The organism is Cryobacterium sp. Y50, assembly GCF_002929805.1.
Taxonomy (GTDB): Bacteria; Actinomycetota; Actinomycetes; order Actinomycetales; family Microbacteriaceae; genus Cryobacterium.
Genome location: NZ_PJJM01000103.1, coordinates 1 through 24,387, shown reverse-complemented (window position 1 = coordinate 24,387; position 24,387 = coordinate 1). Strand labels below are relative to the sequence as shown.

Genomic DNA, 24,387 nt, shown 5'->3' with positions numbered 1-24,387 from the left:
CGGGCAGCGGATGCCGCGGGCATGATCTACCCGGCGGCCGGCGCCTCGGACTGCAGAGCGGCTCGGGCGAAGGCCGCGCCGCCAACGGTGACAGCGCTACGGTCACCGTGCCAGGCATCGGTCTGTTCGAAGACGCTGAGCCGGTTGAGCAGGCGCCATTTGGTGTCGACGAGGTGCCAGACCGACTCCGTCGTCGGTTCCTGACCATCGGACTGCACCCAGCCAAGCGAGCCGAGTGCACGCGCGAGGGTCACCAGATAGTCTTCGCGTCGGGTGAGGCCGCGGGTCGCGACGAACAGCAGCAGCAGTCGGGTGGCATCGCTCACGGCGGCAGTCCGACTGTGGTGAATAGTGCGGGCGAGGTGCCACCAAAGCTCGCGCGGATTCCCGGTGAGGGCGCGACCCTTTTTGGTGAGCACGAGCATCCCCTTGTGAACGCGCAACAGCCCGATGTCGCGCAGATGCCCGCGCAGTTCCTGCAAAGGTCGCAAGTGCACTTCGCGGTTGACGCTGATCGGCCAGCCCCAGTCGAGCTCGGCAGCCGCCTCCACGACGACGGCCGGCGGCAGGTGTCCGGCCTGAGTCAAACGGATGCCGTCGGTGCCGACCCGGTTTAAAATCCACTGCGCCTGCACGACCATGCGCGCCATTGCCCGTTCCTGCAGCAGGATCGGGTCACCCACCCGAGCCTGGCCGAGGAGTCGGCGAAAACCGACGACCGCTTGTTCCGGCAGTCGGGTCTCGATCTCCTGAATCACGTTCACCCACCGAGCCTACTGAGCGATTCCGCTGAAAGGCGACGGATACCCCGTGACACGCGCTGTGACCCGCTCACAAACCGACCATCCGCGCGGAAGTCTCGCCTGCCAGCGCCAAGGCAGGGCAACCCCTTTACGTGCGCCGGGGTGGTTCGGGGGTGAGTGTGTTGGTTCGGTGGGTGTGTTGCACAGCGTCGGGCGATTCCCTCAGCATCCGCTACGGGCGCTCGGGTCGTCGTCATGAGCAAGCTCTACCCGCATGGATCACCGACCAGCACAATGACCGAACACACGCCCACGGTAACCACCGAATCCAAAGGACTGATTCGCCAGGACGAATGAGCGAAGATGCGTGCCGCACATGATGCTGGCGGCATCCGTGCCGTCGAGGTGCGAGATAGCGAAACTCGCCACGATATAAGCGAGTGCCATGATGAATACTGAGACTGCCGCCAAAGCGTAAAACTGCCGATACTGACGCAGATAATTTGCGCTCACTGCGGGGTTGTCAGTGTCACCGAAACCGAGAACCGGCCCCATGAGCTCAAACATGAACATCGCGTTGTCTGCAAGCCCGGCGTTGACGACAGCCAGACCACCTGCATGCAGAGCTATTCGATTGAGATACCCGGCCGCGATCTAGCGATACCAGAACAGTACGCGCGCGGACGCCGACCGGAATGGACTCTCCACGCGATTTTGTGTGAGTCGAGCAGCTGACAGGCGTCGCTGTCCGCGCATACCCAGAGCCGAAGGCGGACCGCACTGTCGGTGGTATCTGGCACCCTTGAAGGATGACCGACACCCGCGCGTCCGCTCTGGCCATTCTGCGCACCCTGGTGGGTCGGGAGGACGCCGACTTTCACGACGGACAGTACGAGGCGATCGAGAGCCTGGTGGACCAGCGGCGCCGGGCACTCGTCGTGCAGCGCACCGGGTGGGGTAAATCAGCCGTATATTTTGTGGCGACTCTGCTGCTGCGACGCAGGGGGGCCGGCCCCACCATTCTGGTCTCGCCGCTGCTCGCCCTGATGCGCGACCAGGTTGCCGCGGCGGCTCGGGCCGGGGTACGAGCGGTGTCGATCAACTCGTCGAACGCGCACGAGTGGACCGACGTTTTGCGTCAGCTCGACGCCGACGAGGTCGACGTGCTGCTGGTGTCGCCCGAACGGCTGAACAACCCGTCCTTCCGCGATGAGCAGCTGCCAGCTTTGATCGCCCGCGTCGGGCTGCTCGTGGTCGATGAAGCACACTGTATCTCCGACTGGGGCCACGACTTTCGCCCGGACTACCGTCGCCTGCGCGACCTGATCGCCCAGATGCCGAAAGGCGTTCCGGTGCTCGCCACGACGGCGACCGCCAACAGCCGGGTCGTGCAGGATGTCGCGGAGCAGGTGGGCAGGGTCGCCGCTGGTTTCGACAAAGCCAGCACCGGTGTCGGCACGGCGGCGGAAACCGCAGAAGTCGTCACGATTCGCGGCCCGCTCGCCCGTTCGTCGCTGCGCCTCGGCGTGCTGCGCCTGCCCGACTCACGTGCGCGGCTGGCCTGGCTACTCAGCCATCTCGGAGATCTGCCGGGTAGCGGCATCATCTACACCCTCACCGTGGCGGCGGCAGAAGACACCGCCCGGTTGCTGCGGGAGGCCGGCCATGCGGTGCGCGCCTACACCGGGCAAACCGACACGGTTGAACGTGAGGAATCCGAAGGGTTGCTCAAGACCAACCAAGTCAAGGCGCTCATCGCCACGAGCGCCCTGGGCATGGGCTTCGACAAGCCCGACCTGGGCTTCGTGCTGCACCTGGGGGCGCCCTCCTCCCCCGTTGCGTATTACCAGCAGGTAGGACGCGCCGGCCGGGCTACCGCCTCGGCCGACGTGCTGCTGCTACCCGGCGCCGAAGACGAGGCCATCTGGCACTATTTCGCGACCGCTTCGATGCCCAACCAGGCGAAAGCCCTCGCCGTGATCGGCGCGCTTGAAGCCGCCGGCGCCCCGCTGTCGACGCCGGCCCTCGAGGCCAGGGTCGACCTTCGGCGTACCCCGCTCGAACTGCTGCTCAAGGTGCTCGACGTCGACGGCGCCGCGCACCGGGTCAAGGGCGGCTGGCAGTCCACCGGGCAGCCTTGGGTCTACGACTCCGAACGCTACGAGCGCATCGCCACTGCCCGACTCGGCGAACAGCGGTCCATGCTCGAATTCGAGAACACCACCGGCTGTCGCATGGAGTTTCTGCAGCGCGCCCTCGACGACGATACCGCCGTGCCCTGCGGCCGCTGCGACAATTGCCGGGGCCCCTGGTATCCGGTCGATCTGGCCGAGGGAGCAGCGGCCACGGCGGCGCGCACGCTCGACCGGGTGGGCGTCGCCATCGATGCGCGCGCCCAATGGCCCACCGGCATGAGCAGCCTCGGCGTTTTGGCCACCGGCAAGATTCCGCTCACCGAACACGCCGAGCCTGGCCGCGCGCTGGCTCGGTTGACCGACCTCGGCTGGGGCGGCCCCTTGCGCGACGTTTTCGCCACCGGTGCAGCGGATGTCGCAGCCCCGCCCGCCATGCTGGCCGCCTGTGTGCGCGTACTCGCCGAGTGGGGATGGGCGAAGCGGCCGGCGGCCATTGTCTCGATACCGTCGCGGCGGCATCCACTTCTGATCGATTCGGTGTCCCAATCGCTGTCTGAGGTCGGCCGATTGCCGTGGCTGGGCGCCCTGAATTGGGCGAACGGCGGCCCGACCGGCGAGCCGGGCGGTAACAGCGCCTACCGGTTATCAGGGGTCTGGGAGAAGTTCACGGTGGGGCCTGACCTCGCCGAGGCCCTCGCACCGTTCACCGGGCGCCCCATTCTGCTCATCGATGACTTGGCCGACAGCCGGTGGACCGTGACCGTGGCCGCCCGCCTGCTGCGCCAGCACGGTGCCTCGGCAGTGCTGCCCTTTACCCTGGCCTTGCGCTCGTAGTCTGATATCGGGCGTATCCGGAATAATTGGAGCTTGCGGCTCCTTGTTATTCTGAGTAGAGCGCTATCCGCGGCCTCCGCACCATTCGGGTGCAACACGACCCCAACCTAGTTCGATAGGCGTTCCTTTTCATGAAGTTCAAATTCATTCCGGCCGCTTTGCTCAGCGTCGTCGCTCTCACCCTCACCGGTTGCTCCGCCTCAAGCGCCACCGACGATTCACTGACCAGCGTGCTCGACTCCGGCACCCTCACGATCGGCACAGAGGGCACCTACCGGCCGTTCTCGTTCCACGAAGGCGGCTCGGGCGAACTGACCGGCTACGACGTTGAGGTCGCCCGTGCTGTAGCAGCCGAGCTGGGCGTCGACGTCGCGTTCGAAGAAACCCAGTGGGACGGCATCTTTGCCGGCCTCACCGCCGGCCGCTGGGACACCATCGCCAACCAAGTGTCGATCACCCCGGAGCGCCTAGATGCGTACGCGTTCTCGACGCCATACACTTACTCCACCGGTGTCATCGTGGTTCCCGCCGACAACACGTCGATCACCTCGTTTTCGAGCCTTGACGGCCTGACCACGGCGCAGTCACTGAGTAGCAACTGGTACACCCTGGCCACCGAGAGCGGCGCAAACGTTCAGTCCATCGAAGGCTGGGCCCAGTCTGTCGCCCTGGTCGAACAGGGCCGGGTGGATGCCACGGTCAACGACAAGCTGACCTTTCTGGACTACCAGAAGACCAACGGTGCCGACAACCTGAAGATCGCGGCCGAGACCGAGGAGCGCTCCGAGAGTGCGTTCGCCTTCGCGAAGGATGGCACCGCCCTGGCTGACGCCGTGAGTGAAGCGCTGGCGACCCTCAGCAATGATGGAACGCTCGCCGAGCTCTCTGATAAGTACTTCGGCGCCGACGTCAGCCAGTAACCGAACTAATCTATGATCGAGCCTTATTGGGAGTTGTTCGTCAGTTCGCTCTGGCCGTTGCTTGACGGTGCAGTGCGCGGAACGATTCCGCTCGCTCTCACGTCGTTTGCGATCGGACTCGTGCTTGCGCTCGTACTGGCTCTTATGCGCTTGTCGTCGAAGCGCGCGCTCTCCAGCATTGCCCGCGGCTACATTTCGATCGTGCGCGGCACTCCCCTGCTGGTGCAACTGTTCGTGATCTTCTATGGGCTGCCGTCGATCGGAGTGCTCATCGACCCGTGGCCGAGCGCTATCGTGGCGTTCTCGATCAATGTCGGCGGATACGCCGCCGAGGTCATCCGGGCCGCGATTCTCTCGGTGCCGAAAGGCCAGTGGGAGGCCGCCTACATGATCGGCATGTCGCGTAATCGGGCTCTCACCCGTATCATTTTGCCGCAGGCTGCCCGCGTGTCGGTGCCGCCGCTGTCGAATACGTTCATCAGTCTGGTCAAAGACACGTCACTAGCCTCCGTGATCCTTGTCACCGAGCTCTTTCGCGAGGCGCAGCAGATCGCATCCTTCAGCAATGAGTTCATGCTGGTCTACCTCGAAGCTGCATTGATTTACTGGGTAATCTGCCTGGTCCTCTCGACCGGTCAGGGTTTTCTTGAGAAGCGATTGGACCGCTATGTCGCCCGCTGACCTGTCCGCCAGTGTGAGTTCCGGCACAACGGATGCCACCCCCCTGCTGCGCGTGCGCGGCCTGCAGAAGAGTTTCGGCAGCAACCGGGTCCTGAAGTCGGTGGACCTCACTGTCGGTCGCGGTCGGGTGCTAGCTCTGATCGGCCCGTCCGGCTCGGGCAAGACCACGATCTTGCGCTGCCTGAACGGGCTGGAACTGCCCGACGGCGGCACGATCGACGTCGCTGCCGCCAGCACGAGTGACCGGGGTCCGGGCGGTTCAGCTGCGGGTCGGGGCGAGCGCTCGGCCGCCCCGATGACCATTGATTTTGCGGCGAAAACCTCACCGAAAGACCTGGCCGGCCTGCGCGACCGGTCGGCGATGGTCTTCCAGCACTACAACCTGTTCCCGCACAAAACGGTGTTGCAGAACGTAATCGAGGGGCCGGTGGTAGTGCAACGACGCCCGGCCGCCGAGGTGACCGCTGAGGCGCTCGCCCTGCTCGATCGGGTCGGTCTGACCGACAAACGGCATAGCTTTCCGTTCGAGCTCTCCGGCGGCCAACAACAGCGGGTCGGAATCGTTCGGGCACTCGCCCTGCGGCCGCAGGTTCTGTTATTCGACGAGCCGACATCCGCTCTCGATCCGGAGCTGGTCGGCGACGTGCTGCGCCTGATCAAGGAGCTCGCCGACGAGGGGTGGACCATGGTTATCGTCACCCACGAACTCGAATTCGCCCGCGAGGTCGCCCACGAGATCGCATTCGTCGACGGCGGAACGATCGTCGAGCACGGCGACCCTAAACAGGTGCTGCGGCGCCCGCAGCACGAACGCACCCGTCAGTTTCTGCACCGGCTGCTCAACCCGTTCTAAGCTGCGGGCACCGAGCTGCCGACCGAGGAGCAGGCACCGAGCAGAGCGCGGTGCGAGCAGGCTCCTGCGTCTGAGCGGCTGGCGCGGCATCCGCTGCCCGCATGACCGCGCCCGATATCGGTAGCCGCTGCGCCGGTTACCGTAGCGCGCCCCCACCTCGGGTGCACCCGCGCACCCACCCCGTTCGGGCGAGGGTAGGCGCGGGCGGGCGGCGCTATGGATGGGGCGTTATGATCACGACGGTGATGCGGTCGAGTCCTGGGCCATAGTGCCAGTAGATGCGACCGGCCGTTGGCGTGCGGTGCTCAATGTAGGAGTCCCAGACGGCTTCGCCCTTCTTGCCCGCGAGCGACACGTACTTGTGCGAGCGCAGGGCCGGATCTTCGGGGTTTAGCTGCAGCCGACCGAGCGCGGTTCGCACGCGCTTCAGTCGGCCGACCAGTTGTGGTTTCGCTTCCAGAATGGAGAGTCCTGATGCCGCTTCCCGCGTGAGGAGGAGCGTAAAGCTCATGACCGGGGCTCGGCGGAGGCGTTCTCGTCCTCAAGCGAGTGCTCCTCCTCGGCGTACCGGGTGAAGTCACCGCCCTCACTCGTTTCGTCCTTGGAACTGTGCTCAAGGCCACGCACCAGAGCCGCACGAATGCCCTCGTCGTCCCAGACCAGAAGTTCCCGGCGGGGAATCGACACGAGCGGCGTCAGAAGAATCTCACCCTCAGCATTGACCGCGACGGCGTACCGATCATCACGGTGCACGCCGGCCTTACCAAAGGCCATTCTGGAGCGCTCATCGGCGCTTACTTCGCCCACCGGAACGAAATCCGACTTCAGTTCCACCATGTCGTCACCCAATCATCTGGTGGCATTGACTCGCGAGGGGAAAACTCCCTGCCAGGTCATTGCCCGTCTGGAAAATGAGATTACCCCAGATTTACATGTGGGTAAACCCCTGGTCAAGACTTTCAGAAGATGTATACTCCGCACCGACAAGGTTCTATCAGGATTGGTCGCGGTGCACGCAGGCGTTGACCGCAGACACCTCGCACCGTGAAATCCTGTCGCACACAAAGAGATCAGTCCGGCCGGTAAGGCGATCGGACGATTCAGACAGCGTTAACATACAACGACGCGGGCACTCGCTCAAGCACCAAAACTCCTAATGTCTCACTGTTACTTGCGGAAGAATCACCGAGCCGGGGACACCACGGTCTGCAGAGTGCTCGAGCGCAGCGACCGGGCTTCCCGCTTGGAGCGTGGCTCTGAACGTGGCGACCTTTCGGCCCGCTCCAGCAGGTAGCGTGTAACGGTGTGCCAGTCCGGAAACTTCGGTGCCAGAAACTTGATGAGCTCCCCCTCGAATCGGTTAGCGCCGGCGGCCAAACCGTCGTCGACCAGAAAGTCTCCGCGATTCAAATGCTTGTGGTGCGAGAGGATCAGCCGCTTGTATGCCGGCCCGGTCACATCCGCTCCTAAATGTTCCTGCACCCACTCCAATTTGTGTTGCCAGGCGCTCGCGTTGCCCCACGGCGCCATCGACAAGATGTAAGTGTCAAACGATTTTGCCAAGGTGTGAAACGCCTCGATCGCTCCGCTGATCGGTTCCATTCGTGCGAAAACGCCTGGCACCTCATCGAGTCGTTTTTCGTAGCGGCTGTATTCCGCGTTGGTCAAACGGTCGATTCCCGATTGCACGTTGACGAGGGTGTTGTCGAGGTCGATATAGAGGATTTTTTCATTCGGGCTCCCTAACGCGGCTCGCATCATTGCGGCAACGCTCCGATGGTGACAGGGTCACCCCAGATCGGCAATGCCTGCAGGCACCCCCGAACGATTGGCCCGCCCAGCGATACCCGTCACTCGGTGCGGTCACCGCCCTCAATCTCGCTATACCCCCGGTCGGTTACCACGATGCGCAGAGTTGCGGGGATTTGCTCCTTCATGGAGTCGACGTGACTGATCAGCCCAATGGTGCGACCGCCGGCACGCAAGGAATCGAGGGTACTCATGGCCGTCTCGAGGGTTTCACCGTCGAGAGAGCCGAAGCCCTCATCAACGAAGAGAGTGTCGAGGGTGACGCCGCCGGCCTGCCCGGTGACGACCTCGGCGAGCCCGAGGGCGAGGGCCAGGGAGGCGAGAAAGGTCTCACCGCCCGACAGCGAGTGCGTTGGACGGGCCCGACCGGTGTATTCGTCGCGAATGGCGAGCCCCAGCCCCGACCGTGCCCCGCCGAAAGCCAGGGAGTCATCGTGTTCGAGGGTGTAGCGGCCGCTCGTCATGGTGCGCAGCCGAATGTTGGCAGCCGCCACGATCTCCTCAAGCTGTGCGGCCAGTACGTAATTTTCCAGTCGCATGCGTTTGGTGTTGGGTTCGTCGCCGTGTACGACGTCGGCCAGCTGACGCACCTGCTGCTGCATCTCGTGCATCTGAGCGGATGCCGCGAACAGCGCGCCAACCCGGCCGACAATCACGGAGAGGGTCGCGGTGCGGTCGACCAAGGAGCTTTGCACTGTCAATGCGGTATCGCGTGCCGTGCTCGCGGCGGCAGCTGCGGCTGCGGCTGGTGCGACGTCGACGGGCTCGGTGGGTAGATCCGCGAGGTCGGGCTGGGTGAGGGTCGCGCGGGCTGCCGCCAGGGAGTCGTCGTGCACGCGCAGCGCTTTCGAGAGTCGTTCAATCTCGGGCTGGTCGAGTCGCGCGGCGAGCACCGCAGTCTCATCGGTAAAGGCTTCCTCGGCCAGCTGCGCGCGCAGGCGGCAGTGCGCGGCGTCTTCGGCTGCGCCGCACTCGTCGACCAGGCTCAGCGCAGTGGCGAGCGTGCGCGCCTGGGTTAGCGCGTTGTGCAGGTGAGTGGCCTGGCCGCGTACGCTGTCGAACTCGCCGCGTTGCGCGGCGATCCGGCCGAAGATGGCCTCCCGCTGGCTGACCCGAGCGGCATGTGCCGTGCTGGCCTGATCGCGTTGGCCGCACAGTTCCTCAACGCTGGCGGTCGCCTGGGTCATCGTGGACTGCATCCGAGCGAGCCGGGCTTGCAAATCGGGCAGGGTCGAAGTGGCTCGATCGGCCAGCCGGTGCGCTTCGGTTGCTGCGTCGTGCTCGGCCGTGATCGTGGCCGCGCCGCGCCCCCTGGTGAGGGCGCGGGCTTCAGCCAGGCGGAGATCGACCGATTGCACTGTGTTCTGGGCCACGACGAGCTGACCCTGCCGGTCGGTGACCATGCTGCGCGCGACGTTCAGATCGTGAGTGGTGACCGGCTCATCGTGACCGAGGGCTGGCTGAGGGTGTGCTGTTGACCCGCACACCGCGCAGGCGTCCCCGGTGATCAGCCGGGTGGCGAGCTCGGCGGCGAATCCTGAAAAGCGACGGGCGAGCACGCTCTCGTAGTGCGCGGCCGCGTCGGCGTTGTCGCCGCTCGCGGTCAACTCGGCCTGCTGTGCGGTGAGCAGGACGCTACCGAGCCGCGTGACGGTCTGCGCGGCCGCCAGGGTAAGGGCGGCACGGTAGAGGGCGATCGTCGCGTCGGGCTGACGAGCAGCCGCGAGCTGTGCCGCGGAGTACTCAGCGGTGATCGCCTCGATTTGTTCGGGCAAAGCATCGACCTCGGCGCGGGCAACGTCGAGAGCGCGAGTGCCTTCCAGCTGTTCGATCAGCAGCTCGGCGATCTCGTTGTCGAGCTCAGGGAGGGCGACCTCATCGGCGAGGGCGTCTTCGAGCGCACCGAGGCGACCGAGCAGCCCGTCAATGATTGGCTGAAGCTGCCCGAGCGTTTCCACGGATGCCGCACACGTTCGCGAACGACCGGCAGCACCAGCAGCACCTGACGTCTCAGCCGGGCGATCGCCCTCGCGCTGCGCCTGTGCTGCAGCCAGTGCGCTCTCGGCCGCCGCCAGTGCGCTGGCTGCCTCGTGGCGCGCCCGAACCTGCGGCCAGACTCTGGCAGCGCGCGCGGCGTTCTGCAGATCGGCTCGCTCCCGAACGATGTCGTCCTGCCGGGAGTCGAGCACAGCCAGGTCACTAGCGGCAGCGGATCGACGAAGCTGACGCTGCTCGGTCTGCAGCAGGGACTGGTGCTGGTCGGTCGCGGTGGCCAATTCGACGATGGTACGAGCTTGCTCAACGGTCGCAGCATCGAGTTGCCCGGCGAGATCGTGCTGGGCAGCGGCAAACCACCCCGCGGTCGGTGCGGCGAGCGGCCCGTCGTGGCGAAGCAGCTGCGCGGCAACGGTCTGGTTTTGCTCGAGGTCGCGCTGGCTCGTCGCCAGTTGCTCGTCCAATCCCTTACGGCGCAGAATCAGCGCGGCTTCCAGCTGTTCGAAGCGGCCGGTGTTGAACAGGGTGCGCAGAACAGCGCGGCGCTCCTCGGTCTTGGCGAGCAGGAATCGTTGGAATCGATTCTGCGCGAGCAGGATCACCTGCAGAAACTGGTCGACCTTGAGCGGCAGAATGGCATCGAGTTCGTGACCGACGGCACCGGGCTTGGCCGCGATGCCGCGCCAGCCGCCTTCATCGGAACCGTCGGCGTCGTCCAGAACCTGCAGCACGGCGGTCGCCGCGGCCATGGTGACCCCGGTTTGGTTCTTCTTGGGTCGTTCGTACGCCGGGCTGCGGCGCAGCCGATACCGGGACTGGTTGACGCTGAAGTCGAGTTCGACAAACGTCGGGTCGCCGGCCACGCAGTGGTCGCTGCGCAGCTTCAGCTCGCTGCCATCGAAACGCGGCACCTGGTTGTAAAGGGCGAAACAAATGGCGTCGAGAATGCTCGACTTGCCAGCCCCGGTCTTGCCGGAGATCAGAAAGATTCCGTCATTGTCGAAGCGCTCGAAGTCCACGAGTTGTTCGTCTTTATAGGGGCCGAACCCGGCGAGCCGCAACCGCAGTATCTTCACGAGTTCACCGCCCGGGTGGACTGCTCGGTGAGCAGTTCGGCTACAAGCGCACTCTCAAATTCGGTCGGTCCGACGCCGTTGCGCACGAAGGAGAGGAAGCCGGCCACGATCTCGGGGTCACTCGTCGCCGCACGAATGCGCTCGGCGTAGCTGTTATCGCCGGGGTCGACCCGAATCGCCGGGCGATGCTCGAGCGCCACCGCGTGCGCAAACCGAGCTTGCAGCGCACGCATAGCATCGAGCGGGCGCACCTGATCGGTGAGGATGGCCTTCACCCAGTCGCTCTCGTTGTCGGCGTAGCTAGAGTTTTCGAGCAGATCGGCGAGCTCGCCGGTGAGCACTGCCAACCGCCGCGGCACCGGCAGGTCGGCCCAATCGACCGCGCCGAGGCCGGAGGCATCGAGTTCGACCAGCCAGGCTCCCCGCGGTTTACTCACCTCGGAGAAGGAATAGTGCAGCGGCGCCCCGGAATAACGCACGCGGTCGGTGAGGGTGGCCCGGCCGTGGATGTGCCCTAGCGCTACGTAGTCACAACTATCGAAGACGCTCAGCGGGACGACGTCGAGTCCGCCGGCCGTGATGTCGCGCTCCACATCACTCGCCGCGGTAGCCGGGGCGACGCCGGCGGCGAAGCAGTGCGACAGCACGACGCTGCGCCCGCCGCGCACGCCCATGTCGGTCCGAATCTGGGTCATGACGAACCGGAGCACCTGCTCATGCGTCTTCAGCAGCTCAGCGGGATGCAGATGTCGAATGAGTACGGGCTCGAGAAAGGGAATGCCATAGAAGTGCACCGGTCCGTGCTCATCACTGATGGTGATCGGCTCGAGGTATTGCTCCGGACGGGTCACCACGTGGATGCCGGCCAGCGCCGCCCACTCGGCCTGAAAGCCCAGCCGGGTGGCCGAATCGTGGTTTCCGCTGGTCATCACAACGGATGCCCCGGCCTCTTTCAGACGCCGCAAGACACGAGTCAGCAGCGCGTAGCTCTCTTTCGAGGGCATGGCGGAATCAAACACGTCACCCGCCACGGCGACCACGTCGACGCCTCGCTCGCCCACCACCGCAACGAGGGCGTCGAACACGACCGCCAGGTGTTCGAGGGTCGAATGGGTGTGGAAGGTGCGCCCGATGTGCCAGTCCGAGGTGTGCAAAATCTTCATACCATTCACGCTACCGCCGGCCACCGACAGGACTAACCGACAGCAACCGTTAAACCCGATCCAGACAATTTCTTTGTTTATCTTGTTTTTTCTTGACAAACAAAAATAAACACAGCTAAAGTCAATGAAAACAACTTCTTGTGGCCCGTGTCACTCATCGTCGAGGAGGCAATTCGTGTTCGCCGAAGAACGTCAACTCTTAATCGCCGCACTCGTGGCAACCGAGGGGCGAGTCACCGTGACCGACCTCGCCGCGCGTTTCACCATCACGGCCGAAACCGTGCGCCGTGACCTCGACACCCTCGAGGCCGCTCGCCAGTTGCGCCGAGTGCACGGCGGCGCCGTCGGCATAGATCGCCTGAGCCTGTCGGAGCCGAGCCTCGACGAGCGTCAGACCCAGCGCCTCGACGAGAAGTCCCGCATTGTCGATGCGGCCATGCGCATGATTCCGGTGAGTCGAACCGGCTCGATCGTGCTCGATGCCGGCAGCACCACCGAGCGCCTCGCCGAGCGCCTCGCCGGCTGGGCGCCCGCAGTCTCCGGCGACCAGCTGCTAGTGATCACCAACGCCGTTCCGATCGCCGCCAAGCTCTCCCGCAACGACGCCATCAACCTGCACATTCTCGGCGGTCGGGTGCGCGGGCTGACCAGCGCGATCGTCGGCGCTGGCACCGTCGCCCAGCTCGCCGCGCTGCGCCCCGACATCGCCTTCATCGGCACCAACGGCATCAGCGCGACCTTTGGCCTCAGTACCCCCGACTCGGTCGAAGCCGCCGTCAAATCCGCGATCGTCCGCACGGCCCGGCGCGTCGTCGTTCTCGCCGATTCCAGCAAGCTCGGCCAGGAGACGCTCGTCTCCTTCGCCGCCCTCGCATCAATCGACACCCTGATAACGGATGCCGCGCCATCCGCCGATCTTGCCGCAGCCCTGGCCGCAGCCGACGTCGACGTCGTGATCGCATGATTGTCACCCTGACCCCGAACCCAAGCCTCGACCGCACCATCGAGCTGTCCGGCCCGCTCGCCCGCGGCGAGGTGCAACGCGCCGTCGCTGCCCACGGCGAACCCGGCGGCAAGGGCGTCAACATTTGCCGTGCCCTCGAAGCGAGCGGCATCAGCAGCCTGGCCATCCTTCCCGGCGACGCGGACGACCCGGTGCTGCTCGCCCTCACCAGCCACGGCATTCCACACCTCGGCCTGCCAATCGGCAAACTGCTCCGCAGCAACATCGCGATCACCGAACCCGATGGCACGACCACCAAGCTCAACGAGCCCGGACCGGAGCTGAGCTCGGACCAGCAGAACGCCCTCATAGACCTAGTGCTCGAGCAGTCGGTCGGCGCCAGCTGGCTCGTGCTGGCCGGGTCGGTGCCACCCGGCGTTCCCGACGATTTCTACGCCCGTATCATCCGCGAACTACGCGAACGGCTCGGCTCGGCGGCACCAAAAGTGGCCGTAGATTCGTCGGGCGGCCCACTGGTGAAAGCGGCCCTGGCACACCCCGATCTGCTCAAACCCAACGGTGAGGAACTCGCGGAACTGAGCGGTCTGTGCGACGGCGACACGCTCGAGGCGAACCCCGCGCTTGTTGTCGATGCGGCCCGCGTGCTCATCGCCGGCGGCGTCGGTGCCGTGCTGGCCACGCTCGGAGCAAAGGGCGCCGTGCTCGTCACCGCCGAGGGCAGTTGGCTCGCGACCACGCCGCCGATGATCGCCGTGAGCACCGTCGGTGCCGGCGACTCGGCCCTAGCCGGCTACCTGCTGCAAAGCAACCTCGGCGCGAGCGCCCCCGACCGCCTGCGCCAGGCCGCCGCCCACGGCGCCGCTGCGGCCTCCCTACCCGGTTCTACTGTTCCCGCCCTGCACCAAACCAACCCCAGCGCCGTCACAGTGACGGACCTTGCCCCAGAATCGGTCCCCCGGCCGGTCCTGGCCACACATCCAAAGGAGGATGACCAGTGAGTGCACTGATTACCCCGGAGCTCGTTGCTCTGGACACCCATCTCGGCAGCGAGCCGAAGGACGTCATTCGGCGCCTGGCCGAGCTCGTCGTCGAGTCAGGTCGCGCCACCGAGATCGAGGCGCTGTACGCGGATGCCCTCGCTCGCGAAGCGAAAACCGCCACCGGCATTCCGGGCGGCCTCGCCATTCCGCATTGCCGTTCCTCGGCCGTGCTGGAGCCCACCCTCGCGCTGGCACGCCTGTCGACCCCGGTCGATTTCGGGTCGAAAGACGGCCCCGCCGACCTGGTCTTTCTCATCGCAGCCCCGGAGGGTGCCGACCAGGAACACCTGAAGATTTTGGCCAAGCTCGCCCGGTCGCTCATGAAGAAGGACTTCACCACCGCCCTGCGGGACGCGTCGACCGCGCAGCAGATCGTCGAACTCGTGGGCAATGTCGTCGCCCCGGTTCCGGTTGCCGCTGGCGCTGGCGCACATACTGCCAGTGCCGCTGAGAACTCAAACGCCGGCACCGGTCCGGCTCAGATCGGCGTGAAGCGCCTCGTCGCCGTCACCGCCTGCCCGACCGGCATCGCGCACACCTATATGACCGCCGACTCACTCGTGGCCGCTGCCAAGGCCGTCGGCGTTGACCTGCAGGTAGAAACCCAGGGTTCGGCTGGCGTCACCCCGCTCGACCCGGCGGTCATCGCTGCCGCCGACGCCGTAATCTTCGCTGTCGACGTCGACGTTCGCGGCCGCGAACGCTTCGCCGGCAAGCCCGTCATCAACGCCCCGGTCAAGCGCGGCATCGACGAACCCGGCCGACTGATCGAGGAAGCCCTCGCAGCCGCACTCAACCCGAATGCACGTCGCGTCAGCGGCACCGTCGACCTCGGCGGCGCCTCCGAGGAAAGGAGCGAGCACCTGGGCCAGAAGCTCAAGCGCGCGCTGCTCACCGGTGTCAGCTACATGATTCCCTTCGTCGCTGGCGGAGGCCTGCTCATCGCCCTCGGCTTTCTGCTCGGCGGCTACGAGATCACCGAAGTCGCCGATGACGTCGTGCTCAACAACAGCCTGTTCAACCTGCCAGACGGCGGAATGCTCATCTACCTCGGCGCGGTCTTCTTCAAGATCGGCGCCCTGTCGATGGGGTTCCTGGTTCCCGCGCTGGCCGGATACATCGCCTTCGCGATCGCTGACCGACCCGGTATCGCACCAGGCTTCGTCGCGGGTGCCGTCGCCGGATTCATGGGTGCTGGCTTCCTCGGCGGTATCGTCGGCGGTCTGCTCGCCGGTGTCGTGGCCGCGAGCTTCGCCAAGCTGAACGTTCCGCGCTGGCTGCGCAGCCTGATGCCCGTCGTGATCATTCCGCTGATCGCGTCGATCGTCGCCTCCGGTTTGATGTTCGTCATTCTCGGCGGGCCGATTGCGCTGCTGACCGTGGGGTTGGGCGACTGGCTGAACGGCATGACCGGGGCATCCGCTGTGATTCTCGGTGTCATCCTGGGCCTCATGATGGCCTTCGACCTCGGCGGACCGGTCAACAAGGTCGCCTACGCCTTCGCCGTCGCCGGCCTCGGTGCGGCAAGCCTCGCCAACCAGGCGCCGTGGCAGATCATGGCCGCTGTCATGGCCGCTGGCATGGTTCCGCCGCTCGCAATGGCCTTAGCCACCTCGATCGACAAGAAACTGTTCAGCTTGTCTGAGCGCGAGAACGGCAAGGCTGCCTGGCTGCTCGGTGCCTCGTTCATCTCCGAAGGCGCCATTCCGTTCGCCGCCGCTGACGTGTTCCGGGTTATTCCGGCCGCCATGCTCGGCGCCGCGGTCACCGGTGGCCTGTCCATGGCCTGGAACATCACGAGCAAGGCGCCACACGGAGGAATGTTCGTGTTCTTTGCCATCGACAACTTCTTGCTGTTCGTACTCGCCATTGCGATCGGTACTGTTGTATCAGCGTTCGCCGTGGTCGGGCTCAAGCGCTACGCGGTACGCAAGCCCGCAGTCTCGGAAGCTATCCCGGTCAACGCCTGACCCGGTAAGAACCCCGTGGGAACTACCCGCGAAGAATGCCACGCAGTACAGTGACGCCCAGCCGCAGGCTGGGGATCAAGGAATTGAGGACGATCGTGCAGACGCTTTCAGGCAAGGCGAGTACCGACCAAGCCGAAACCGGCCGCACCTTCACCGGAGTCGGCGTCAGCCCCGGCCGTATCGTCGGCTCCATCCTGTTGATGCCCCAGCCTGTGAGGGAACCCGGTGCGGGCGAACGTCTGGCCGAGGGAACCACGCCGGAGGAGGCATCTGCTGCCCTGCGGGTCGCAGCAAAGGCCGCGCAAACCAATCTCACAGCTCGCTCGGTCGGCGCTTCGGGCGCCGGCCGGGAGGTGCTGGAGGCGACGGCGCTGATGGCGAACGACCCGATGCTGGTCAAGGCTGCCGTCAAGCTCATCACCAACGGTTCCTCAGCGGAACGGGCGATCTGGGACGCCGCCGCCTCGGTGGCCGAAATGCTCCACAACCTCGGCGGCTACATGGCCGAACGGGCGACCGACGTGCTCGATGTGCGCGGCCGGATCGTGGCCGAGCTGCGCGGCGTTCCGGCCCCCGGAATCCCGTACTCGGACACGCCGTTCATTCTGGTCGGCGAGGATCTCGCACCGGCCGACACCGCCACTCTCGACCCGTCGAGGGTACTCGCCCTCGTTACCTCGAGCGGCGGACCCCAGTCGCACACGGCCATCATCGCTCGCGCCCTGGGGCTGCCGGCCGTGGTTGCCGCCCTCGGCGTCGATGGCTTGACCGACGGCACCATCGTCTTCGTTGACGGCGCGGCCGGAACGATTCTGGTCGACCCCGGCGCCGACGAGGTCGACCTGGCCAAGGAATGGGAGACCACCACCGCCGCTCTCGCCGTGTTCGACGGCACCGGGCGCCTGAAAGACGGCCACCTGGTTCCACTGCTCTCCAACGTCGGCGGGGCCACGGATGCGGTCAAAGCCGCAGCCGCCGGCGCCCAGGGTGTCGGCCTGCTGCGCACCGAGTTCTGCTTTCTGGAACGAGACATCGAGCCCAGCATCGCCGAACAGGTCGAGGCCTACCGCGGCGTGTTCGACGCGTTCCCCGGCAAGAAGGTCGTCGTGCGCACTCTCGACGCCGGCGCCGACAAACCGCTGCCGTTTCTGACAGATGCCTCCGAGCCGAATCCTGCCCTCGGCGTGCGCGGCTACCGCACCGATTTCACCTCCCCCGGAGTACTCGAGCGTCAGCTCCAGGCCATCGCGCAGGCCGCCGACGGCACTAAGGCCCAGGTCTGGGTGATGGCACCGATGATAGCCACCGCCGAGGAAGCCGAGCACTTCGCTGGCCTTTGCGCCGCAGCCGGCCTGAAGACGTCCGGCGTCATGGTCGAGGTCCCCTCTGCGGCACTCACCGCCGCGAGCATTCTCGAACACGTTGACTTCGTCAGCTTAGGCACCAACGACCTCACCCAGTACGCCATGGCCGCCGACCGCCAGCTCGGCCCGCTCGCAGCCCTCAACACGCCGTGGCAGCCAGCGGTGCTGCAGTTGATCCGCCTGACCGTGGCCGGTTCGCGCGACGAGGGCAACGACAAGCCGGTTGGTGTCTGTGGCGAGGCTGCGGCCGACCCCGCGCTCGCGGTCGTGCTGGTCGGACTCGGCGTCTCGACGCTGTCCATGACCGCACGTGCCCTCTCTGCAGTCGCCGCCGTGCTCGCGAGCGTGACGCTCCCCGAGGCACAGCAATTGGCCACCCTGGCCCTCAAATCACATTCAGCAACGGATGCCCGTCGAATCGTTCGCGAGAAACTCCCCATACTTAATACGCTGGGTTTGTAATCTGCACTCGCTCTTTTTCAACACTGCTTACCTTGGAGGACCCCGTGTCTGAACGAACTGCTGTCATCGCAAGCCGCGTTGGCCTGCACGCCCGCCCCGCCGGAATCTTTGTCGCCGCGGTCGGTGAGCTGCCCCTCGAGGTCACCATCGCGATGGCCGGCGAGCCGGCCGAAGATGCACTGGACGCATCGAGCATCCTCTCCATCATGAGCCTCGGCGCCTCCAACGGCGATACCGTCGTGCTGCGCGCCGACGGTGACGGCGCCGACGAGGCTCTCGACTCCCTGGTCAGGATTCTTGAGACGGATCTCGACGCCGAATAATACCCGTTCCCCGTTTAGGGACAATCCTTTACCGCACGCAACTAGGTAACTAGGCTAGGTAAATCTCAAGGGTACTGTGTCCTTGCGAGACCGGCGCACCTGTCGGTACCTGCACCACTATCTGTGCGAGCGAAAAGGAACTTAACGTGACTGAACGACAGACGTACCTGGGCAATGTCGAGACCACCGCCGACTCCGAAGAGCACACCATCAAGGACTGGGCCGACCTCGGCCAGGAAATGTGGTCCTATCTCACCGGCAAGGGCGCAGCCATTAATTATAGTTTCATCGATATGGTCGTTGAGGTTCCCCGCGATATCGGCCCCGACGCCCCACGAGCCATCTGGAAGCTCAACGGCACCCTGCGGGTCACCACGAGCGACGAGAAGTCGCTCGGTTCCGATCCGTTTCGGGGCTGATCGTGAGCTCCTCGGCGAGCTCATCACGGGCCGGCTCCCCGGTGAGTCTGCACATCGATCTCGCCTTCTCCCTGGTCGAACCAACGGGTGCAGTCGGTGCGTCGAAGGCTGACTCCAGTGCGGATTCGACCGGGGCGGAATTCGGCGATTCCTTTGGGTCAGCGGATGCAATGCAGGGCACGGTGACCGCCAACGGCACGGAGATCACCGTCTTTACGAGCAACCCGGAAATGTTCGTGCAGGGGCGTGCGCTCAACTTGGAACCGCTGCGCGCACTGGCTGCCGAATTGGCCTCCCGCGGCCTGACCGTCTCCATCACGGGCCCGGTCGGGCTGATTGCGCGTCTCGGCGACGTGCAGGCCTCCGTTTCGCAACGCCTCCTGACGCGGTCACCGCACATCGTGCTCGGGGCCCGAAACGCCCTTGGGCCGCTCGTGCAGGCACGCATGCGCGGACGTGCGCGCATGCCGGTTGCCATTCCGCTGCCGCCATCGACGGTGTTTCCGCTTGCACCCACATTTGATCGACACCGCCGGCGAAAGATCACCACAACGCATTACACGCCGGGAAGCGGGCGGCCCCGCCTCATCTTCGTTGTGGGATCGGAGAACTGGAACGGGAAGATGCCCCGGGAATTCAACCTGCTGCCGGGCGTGACGACGATCGGCTCGTCCGCCGACGCGGACCTGCAACTGCCCGGATTGAAACCGCTGCACGCCGAAATTCGCCACGATGACGACGATGAGTACGTTCTGTATGCGATGGGTGACGTCTCGGGCAGCTCTCGGCCGGTCGAAGGACGCATCGGGAACAGCCAGATTCTGCGCACCGGCTCGCGGCTCGAAATGGGGCCGTGGCGCATGGGATACTTTCGCGAGGAGTTTGCCGACCACGGTCGGCCGTTCGGCGGGCGCGTCGGCGGCGAGCTGGCATTCCAGAAGCCGCAGCCGCCCAGGCCGCGGGCCTGACCAGGCTCGCGAGGGTGTCGCACGTTCGGTGCGGCGCCTTCACGAGATGAACAGGTCGGTCCAAACCGCTCGAGAACCCGATTCCCCGATCAGGGCGACCGTGACGACCGATCCAAGAGCGCTGACCAGAACAAGGAGATCAAGAACAACGGTGGCCACGAGGCATCGGGTGTGGTTCGGCAGAGCGGATGCGAAACGGGCGCCCTCGACGGTCGCATAGCGATACCAGAACCACTGCAGTGCCGTCATAAAGAACAGGGCAATTACCCACGGCAGCATCGTCTTGCCGAGCGAGGTGTGCGCGCCGAGCAGTGGGGTCACGCTGACCAGCCGGGATTGCAACCACTCCCCCGCTTGCACGGCGAGCGGAACCAGCAGGAGCGCGGCGAGGGCCACCATAGGCGTCACGATGCCCAGTCGTCGCCGAGCGGCCGGCCAGAAGGCGGTGAGCAGTGCACACAAGGCGGCCAGCGGCACCACGATCACGATCGCATGCACGATCAGCACGTGTATCGGCAGTCCGTTGAATTCCCAATCAATGTTCATGGCGTGTCTCCATTTCAACGTCTCTGGCAGGCGGGGAACTCAGAATAGACGGAAGCACGTGCCGGAGGCAAAATACCACTGTTCGGCGTTTCGTGCTGTCCCCATGACGGGGGAGGACATCACGCTGTCTGTCCCCACTAGATTGGAATTATCGAACCGATTACCCCGAGTCGGCGATGGAACGGACAATCGTGAAAATGTTGCAGACAGAGTGCCCCGAATGCCAACAAATGGTGTGGATCACGTCGGATACCCGCTTCGCGACCTATCATTCCCTGGCCAATTCCACCAAGGATTGCCCGGGCTCCCGAATGATCGTTCCGGTTCCCCCCAAACAGACCGCTGCGAGCCGTAAGCGGGCGCAGGCCGAACTACTCGCCTGGAGCCACTCAACGAGCGCCGTCAGTACCGCCAAGCACCAGGCCGCCTGACGCAGAGCCGACTCATGCATCCGAGGCGGTGTCGACTCCCTACCCGGGTCGACACCGCCTCGTTTTGTGGAACGGCGACCGCGGTTCAGTTTAGTCGGCCGACCGTTGCGCGCGCGGCGATTGCAACGGATACGTAACAAACCGGTCGACCGGGAGATCCCAATTCTGGCGCGGGGTATACTTCCTTTTTGGTTTTTATCAGCCTCTTCTCAGGCCATGCCCCGTACGGTTACACACGGAGTTCCCCCACTCCACGTGAAGCCCCGGCATATTTCTCACCTCCCCCCAGGCGAGAAGTGCCGGGGCTTTTTCGGTTCCGCGAACAACGCGCGGTACCGCCGCGCTGACACGCCCCGCCGGCACCGGGGCTCAGGCACCAGGGCTCTGGCACAAGGGCTCTGGCACGGGGCTGGCGTCGCGATCCGCGATCCTTTTTCTTCCCGGGCCCGCTTTCCGAACATGGACCCGGCAACGATCCCGCGTGCATGGGGCGTTCAACGAATGCTGATGGCTCAGCTGAAGGACTGGTCAAGCAGCGAGCGCGATGGCGATGCCGCGCAACGAGCGAGTCTCGTGCTGTGCGGCCAGACCGGCCAGGAGCAGGGTGAGCTGATCGACCGGAGAGTCGGGCGCTTCGGGGTGCCACTGCACACCAGTAATCGGAGCGCTCTCGTGCTCGAGGGCTTCGATCAGGCCGTCGGGGGCATGGGCGACGGCAACGAGGCCGGCGCCGAGGCGGTCGACGATCTGGTGGTGGGCGCTCTGCACCGAGAGGTCGATGCGGCCGAGGCTCACGGCCAGGGTGCTGTCGGCGGCGAGGACGACGTCGTGGGTAGAAAGAATCTGGTCGATCGGCACGTCGATGTTTTTGTGAATGCCGTTCTCAATGTGCTGCACGAGGTTGCCGCCGAGGGCGACGTTGATGATCTGCAGGCCGCGGCAAATGCCCAGCAGTGGGGTACCGAGTAGGAGGGCACGCTGCACCAGGGCAATCTGGCCCGCGTCGGCGACCGCGAAGTGTGCCGTCTCACCCTCGTAGCCGTCAGCACCGCCGTAGAAGTGGGGCGTGATGTCTTCGCCGCCGACGATGACGAGGGCGTCGGCATCCGCTGTAATGTGCAGCAGGTCGACGGGCGTCACGTCGGCAGCGGCCACCCGGATGACGACCCAGCCGGCAGCGGCAGCATCGGTGGCCAGGCGCGAATTGAGTACCTGCACCTTGGCGTGGTACGAGGGACGGTCGGGGCGCGCTCCGGTGACCTCGACGACGGCGAGCATCCGCTTCGTGAATTCTTCGTTCATGCCGGGCTCCCGTCGGTGTCGATTGTGCTGCGCTCCTACCAGTGTGCGTGGCGCGCAGGTCGCGGGTGAGCGCCCCTGTAACACGGGGCAACCTGCCGGGCACAGAAAAATGGATGCCACCCCGACCGAAACCGAGGCGGCATCCGCTCACGCGTGCCGGCTACACCTGCCTGTTGGCCTTGCGGCGGTACAGGCGCACCCCGGCGCGCGCTGCGCCAGCGGCGACCAGGAGGGCAGCGAGGCCGACCAACCAGCCGTTGCTGAATCCGGCGCTGGCTAGAGCCGCCCTCGAGACGACCGGAGTGACGACTGGATCGGTGCTGGAGATGCGCAACAGCACGCCATTGGCATCGATCTCAAATCAGACCATGGCCTGCGCGTACGTCAGATCGGCTAAGGTGCCGTCCAGGGTCAGCGAGTGCCAACAGGCTTCGAGGCCGGCGGGCAGGTTGGCCGTTGTGGCCAGCTGACCGTTGGCGCCGACGATTCCGAAGGCAATAACGGTCGGGGTGGACCGCGCCGTGAGCGTCCAGGCGCTGTCGGGCACCAGGCCGGATGCGTAGACGTGTGCCGGAGCATCCGTCACCTGCTCACCCACTGCGAGATCGAGAGCCAGCGACAGGTTGTGAGCGGGAGCGGCAACGACCAGGTTGCCCAGGGCCTCAGCCGAGACACCTGCGGCATTGGCATTGAACGTGAGCGTCGACGTTCCGCTGTAGCTGGGGGTGCCGAAAATACAAACGCTCGGACCCTCGACGCCGCCCAGAACCGCATAGTCCAGGCCGTCGGGAAGGCCGGACAGTGTGAGCTCCCACCCGCCAGAGAAATCCCATTCGTCGGTGAAATCCAACGCGAGGGCCTGATCAATGGCGAGGGCCTGATCAATGACGACACCCTGGGCGGCCGTCAAGTCAGTGACGGAAAATCCGGGTCAATCGCCGCCGATCAGGTCTGTGTTGAGGTAGCTGTCGAAGTTGGCCGCGACAACCTGCGCGTTCGCCACGGCGTCGGCCTGCGACGAGCAGTAGTCGATGACGCCGATGGAGTAGACGAATGACGAACCACCGGTGACCCCCGCAGTCAGGCTGTCGTCATTGTGGCCGGTGTACGTTCGGCCGCTGCCCCGGAGTCGGTGCACGAGGACCGGGTCAGACTCCCGTCGGCCATCGGTCGAAATCCAGACCCCCCGAGTCGGTCTGGGTCCACGTGGTGTCCTCGTCGGAGCCGAGGTCGCCCTCGAGGCTGACGTCGACTGCGGCGGGCGTCGAAGTTCCGGCTTCGAAAACATTGACGTTCCACGTGACGAACGACCCGATCATGGTGACCGTCACGGTCACATCGACGTTACCGTCGCGTCCCGGAATATCGATGTCGTCGTCGTTCAGGGTCAGTACGCCAGCGTCGTCGCTGTAGTCCGCATCCGTCACGGCGTAGTACCAGCCTTCGCCGTAGAGCCAAACTGTGCCGATGGTGTCGAAGGCGTCATCGACGTGGGCGGTCTGGCCGTCGTCCACTGCTCCATCGGTCAGGCAGATGTCGGTCCAGGCGACCGAGTTGGTGGCGAAGTTAGCTCCTTCTCCATAATCCCAGCCGCAGACCAGCTCGTTCACGGTTTCCGACGGCAGGTCGGCCACCGGAAGTGTTCCGATGATGAACGAACCGCTGGCTGTGGGTCTGCCCAGCACAGTTGAGTCACCGCTGGCGCAGGTATTTTCGTCCATGTCGTAGTAATAGCTGAGGCCGAACACGTCGCCCGGAGTGAGATCGTAGTTTTGGAGCAGGTCCGCGAAGCTCGACGTCCACGAGATAGCTCCGCCGCCGTCACGATAGGTGCGAGCGTCCACGGGAACCCCGCCCGTGACGGTGACGATTTCACAGCCAACAAAACCACTGACAGACGAAACACCCCCTGAGTTGTGGATTGTCGATATGTTGCCTTCACCCGGGTAGAACAGGTGCGAGCTGAACGCAACGTGTTGAAGAACGCCGGTCACCGAGGCCGGTACCGCGGCGAGCGTGATGCTGCCAACGAGGGCTGCGGCGGCAATGCCGGCGACGAGACGCAGAGCGCCCCAGCCGGATGCACGCGATGCTGTGGCTCGAGAGGCGGTACACCGAAAAGACCGATGCCTTCTGGTTGACTGGTATAATTCAAGGCTGCTTCTGGTGTGAGAAGTGGCCGGCAGCGAGACAAACAACCCCGGTCGGAAACGGACGACGTCCCCGGGAAATTTCGTGTTGCCGTGGAGAATTTCCTGATAAGTCCCTGTCAGGGTAGGAGCGGAAGACCCCCATAATAGGCACATCTCACCCCCGTTACCTTGTTTGTAACCTCGGATGGTGTGAGTATCTGAGGGAGTTGGCCTGTCGGGTCCGGCATGATTGTTGC

The 24,387-nt window shown here is 65.0% G+C and carries 25 protein-coding genes; 12 read left to right on the top strand and 13 right to left on the bottom strand.

The window, feature by feature from the left end; translation table 11 throughout:
- Window positions 1-26: 26 nt before the first annotated feature.
- Entirely contained in the window at window positions 27-764 is a 738-nt protein-coding gene (locus tag CXY73_RS18140; RefSeq protein ID WP_104178523.1) for a hypothetical protein, read from the bottom strand.
- 258 nt (window positions 765-1,022) lie between these two features.
- A complete protein-coding gene (locus CXY73_RS18135; protein WP_146071813.1) occupies window positions 1,023-1,310 on the bottom strand; it encodes a hypothetical protein in 288 nt (95 codons plus the stop codon).
- Between the two features lie 242 nt (window positions 1,311-1,552).
- Between CXY73_RS18135 and CXY73_RS18130 the strand changes: the two genes are divergently transcribed.
- The 4 genes from CXY73_RS18130 (at window position 1,553) to CXY73_RS18115 (ending at window position 6,166) form a co-directional block, all read left to right on the top strand.
- The gene (locus tag CXY73_RS18130; RefSeq protein ID WP_104178522.1) at window positions 1,553-3,712 is read left to right on the top strand and encodes an ATP-dependent DNA helicase RecQ; all 2,160 of its coding nucleotides are present in this window, start codon (window positions 1,553-1,555) and stop codon (window positions 3,710-3,712) included.
- Window positions 3,713-3,843: 131 nt separating this feature from the next.
- On the top strand, window positions 3,844-4,632 hold the full coding sequence (locus CXY73_RS18125) for an amino acid ABC transporter substrate-binding protein (RefSeq protein ID WP_104138789.1): 789 nt from the start codon (window positions 3,844-3,846) through the stop codon (window positions 4,630-4,632).
- 12 nt (window positions 4,633-4,644) lie between these two features.
- Window positions 4,645-5,313 (top strand): amino acid ABC transporter permease, encoded by a 669-nt coding sequence (locus CXY73_RS18120; protein ID WP_104138792.1) that lies wholly within the window; start codon window positions 4,645-4,647, stop codon window positions 5,311-5,313.
- Entirely contained in the window at window positions 5,300-6,166 is an 867-nt protein-coding gene (locus tag CXY73_RS18115) for an amino acid ABC transporter ATP-binding protein (RefSeq protein ID WP_104138794.1), read from the top strand. Before CXY73_RS18120 ends, CXY73_RS18115 begins: the two co-directional genes overlap by 14 nt.
- A gap of 214 nt (window positions 6,167-6,380) precedes the next feature.
- Here the strand turns inward: CXY73_RS18115 and CXY73_RS18110 are convergent, their stop codons facing one another.
- From CXY73_RS18110 to CXY73_RS18090, 5 genes are all read right to left on the bottom strand, one after another.
- On the bottom strand, window positions 6,381-6,677 hold the full coding sequence (locus tag CXY73_RS18110) for a hypothetical protein (RefSeq protein WP_092451240.1): 297 nt from the start codon (window positions 6,675-6,677) through the stop codon (window positions 6,381-6,383).
- Window positions 6,674-7,003: a hypothetical protein gene (locus tag CXY73_RS18105; protein WP_104138798.1), complete on the bottom strand. Its 330-nt coding sequence runs from the start codon at window positions 7,001-7,003 to the stop codon at window positions 6,674-6,676. The genes CXY73_RS18110 and CXY73_RS18105 overlap by 4 nt, the downstream gene beginning before the upstream one ends.
- Before the next feature lie 345 nt (window positions 7,004-7,348).
- Window positions 7,349-7,927, bottom strand: a complete 579-nt coding sequence (locus CXY73_RS18100; RefSeq protein ID WP_199185426.1) for a hypothetical protein — start codon at window positions 7,925-7,927, stop codon at window positions 7,349-7,351.
- 89 nt (window positions 7,928-8,016) lie between these two features.
- Window positions 8,017-11,046 (bottom strand): AAA family ATPase, encoded by a 3,030-nt coding sequence (locus tag CXY73_RS18095; RefSeq protein WP_104178521.1) that lies wholly within the window; start codon window positions 11,044-11,046, stop codon window positions 8,017-8,019.
- Window positions 11,043-12,209 (bottom strand): exonuclease SbcCD subunit D, encoded by a 1,167-nt coding sequence (locus tag CXY73_RS18090; protein WP_104178520.1) that lies wholly within the window; start codon window positions 12,207-12,209, stop codon window positions 11,043-11,045. The genes CXY73_RS18095 and CXY73_RS18090 overlap by 4 nt, the downstream gene beginning before the upstream one ends.
- Window positions 12,210-12,384: 175 nt before the next feature.
- Here CXY73_RS18090 and CXY73_RS18085 point away from each other — a divergent pair, with 175 nt between their 5' ends.
- The 7 genes from CXY73_RS18085 to CXY73_RS18055 all read left to right on the top strand — a co-directional run bounded on the left by CXY73_RS18085 (window position 12,385) and on the right by CXY73_RS18055 (window position 19,719).
- Window positions 12,385-13,173, top strand: a complete 789-nt coding sequence (locus tag CXY73_RS18085) for a DeoR/GlpR family DNA-binding transcription regulator (RefSeq protein WP_104138810.1) — start codon at window positions 12,385-12,387, stop codon at window positions 13,171-13,173.
- Complete coding sequence (locus CXY73_RS18080) at window positions 13,170-14,171, top strand: 1-phosphofructokinase family hexose kinase (RefSeq protein ID WP_104178519.1); 1,002 nt, start codon at window positions 13,170-13,172, stop codon at window positions 14,169-14,171. The genes CXY73_RS18085 and CXY73_RS18080 overlap by 4 nt, the downstream gene beginning before the upstream one ends.
- Window positions 14,168-16,183, top strand: a complete 2,016-nt coding sequence (locus CXY73_RS18075; RefSeq protein ID WP_104178518.1) for a fructose-specific PTS transporter subunit EIIC — start codon at window positions 14,168-14,170, stop codon at window positions 16,181-16,183. Before CXY73_RS18080 ends, CXY73_RS18075 begins: the two co-directional genes overlap by 4 nt.
- A gap of 35 nt (window positions 16,184-16,218) precedes the next feature.
- A complete protein-coding gene (ptsP, locus tag CXY73_RS18070; protein WP_104178517.1) occupies window positions 16,219-18,009 on the top strand; it encodes a phosphoenolpyruvate--protein phosphotransferase in 1,791 nt (596 codons plus the stop codon).
- Between the two features lie 44 nt (window positions 18,010-18,053).
- Complete coding sequence (locus tag CXY73_RS18065; protein ID WP_104138824.1) at window positions 18,054-18,332, top strand: HPr family phosphocarrier protein; 279 nt, start codon at window positions 18,054-18,056, stop codon at window positions 18,330-18,332.
- A gap of 167 nt (window positions 18,333-18,499) precedes the next feature.
- Window positions 18,500-18,751, top strand: a complete 252-nt coding sequence (locus CXY73_RS18060; protein WP_104138901.1) for a hypothetical protein — start codon at window positions 18,500-18,502, stop codon at window positions 18,749-18,751.
- Between the two features lie 2 nt (window positions 18,752-18,753).
- A complete protein-coding gene (locus CXY73_RS18055) occupies window positions 18,754-19,719 on the top strand; it encodes an FHA domain-containing protein (protein WP_233198439.1) in 966 nt (321 codons plus the stop codon).
- Between the two features lie 39 nt (window positions 19,720-19,758).
- Here CXY73_RS18055 and CXY73_RS18050 read toward each other — a convergent pair whose 3' ends face one another.
- Window positions 19,759-20,265: a hypothetical protein gene (locus CXY73_RS18050; protein WP_104178516.1), complete on the bottom strand. Its 507-nt coding sequence runs from the start codon at window positions 20,263-20,265 to the stop codon at window positions 19,759-19,761.
- A gap of 197 nt (window positions 20,266-20,462) precedes the next feature.
- Between CXY73_RS18050 and CXY73_RS18045 the strand changes: the two genes are divergently transcribed.
- Window positions 20,463-20,696, top strand: coding sequence for a hypothetical protein (locus CXY73_RS18045; RefSeq protein WP_146071812.1), 234 nt, complete (start codon window positions 20,463-20,465; stop codon window positions 20,694-20,696).
- 528 nt (window positions 20,697-21,224) lie between these two features.
- Here CXY73_RS18045 and CXY73_RS18040 read toward each other — a convergent pair.
- The 5 genes from CXY73_RS18040 to CXY73_RS18020 form a co-directional block, all read right to left on the bottom strand.
- Entirely contained in the window at window positions 21,225-21,998 is a 774-nt protein-coding gene (locus CXY73_RS18040) for a gamma-glutamyl-gamma-aminobutyrate hydrolase family protein (protein WP_104138832.1), read from the bottom strand.
- A gap of 160 nt (window positions 21,999-22,158) precedes the next feature.
- Window positions 22,159-22,338 carry a hypothetical protein gene (locus CXY73_RS18035; protein WP_104138835.1) on the bottom strand — a complete coding sequence of 60 codons (180 nt, stop codon included), beginning with the start codon at window positions 22,336-22,338 and terminating at the stop codon, window positions 22,159-22,161.
- A 21-nt stretch (window positions 22,339-22,359) separates the two neighbouring features.
- Window positions 22,360-22,908: a hypothetical protein gene (locus CXY73_RS18030; protein WP_104178515.1), complete on the bottom strand. Its 549-nt coding sequence runs from the start codon at window positions 22,906-22,908 to the stop codon at window positions 22,360-22,362.
- A 21-nt stretch (window positions 22,909-22,929) separates the two neighbouring features.
- Window positions 22,930-23,136 carry a hypothetical protein gene (locus CXY73_RS18025; RefSeq protein WP_104138841.1) on the bottom strand — a complete coding sequence of 69 codons (207 nt, stop codon included), beginning with the start codon at window positions 23,134-23,136 and terminating at the stop codon, window positions 22,930-22,932.
- A 10-nt stretch (window positions 23,137-23,146) separates the two neighbouring features.
- A complete protein-coding gene (locus tag CXY73_RS18020; protein ID WP_146071811.1) occupies window positions 23,147-23,842 on the bottom strand; it encodes a hypothetical protein in 696 nt (231 codons plus the stop codon).
- Window positions 23,843-24,387: the final 545 nt, after the last annotated feature.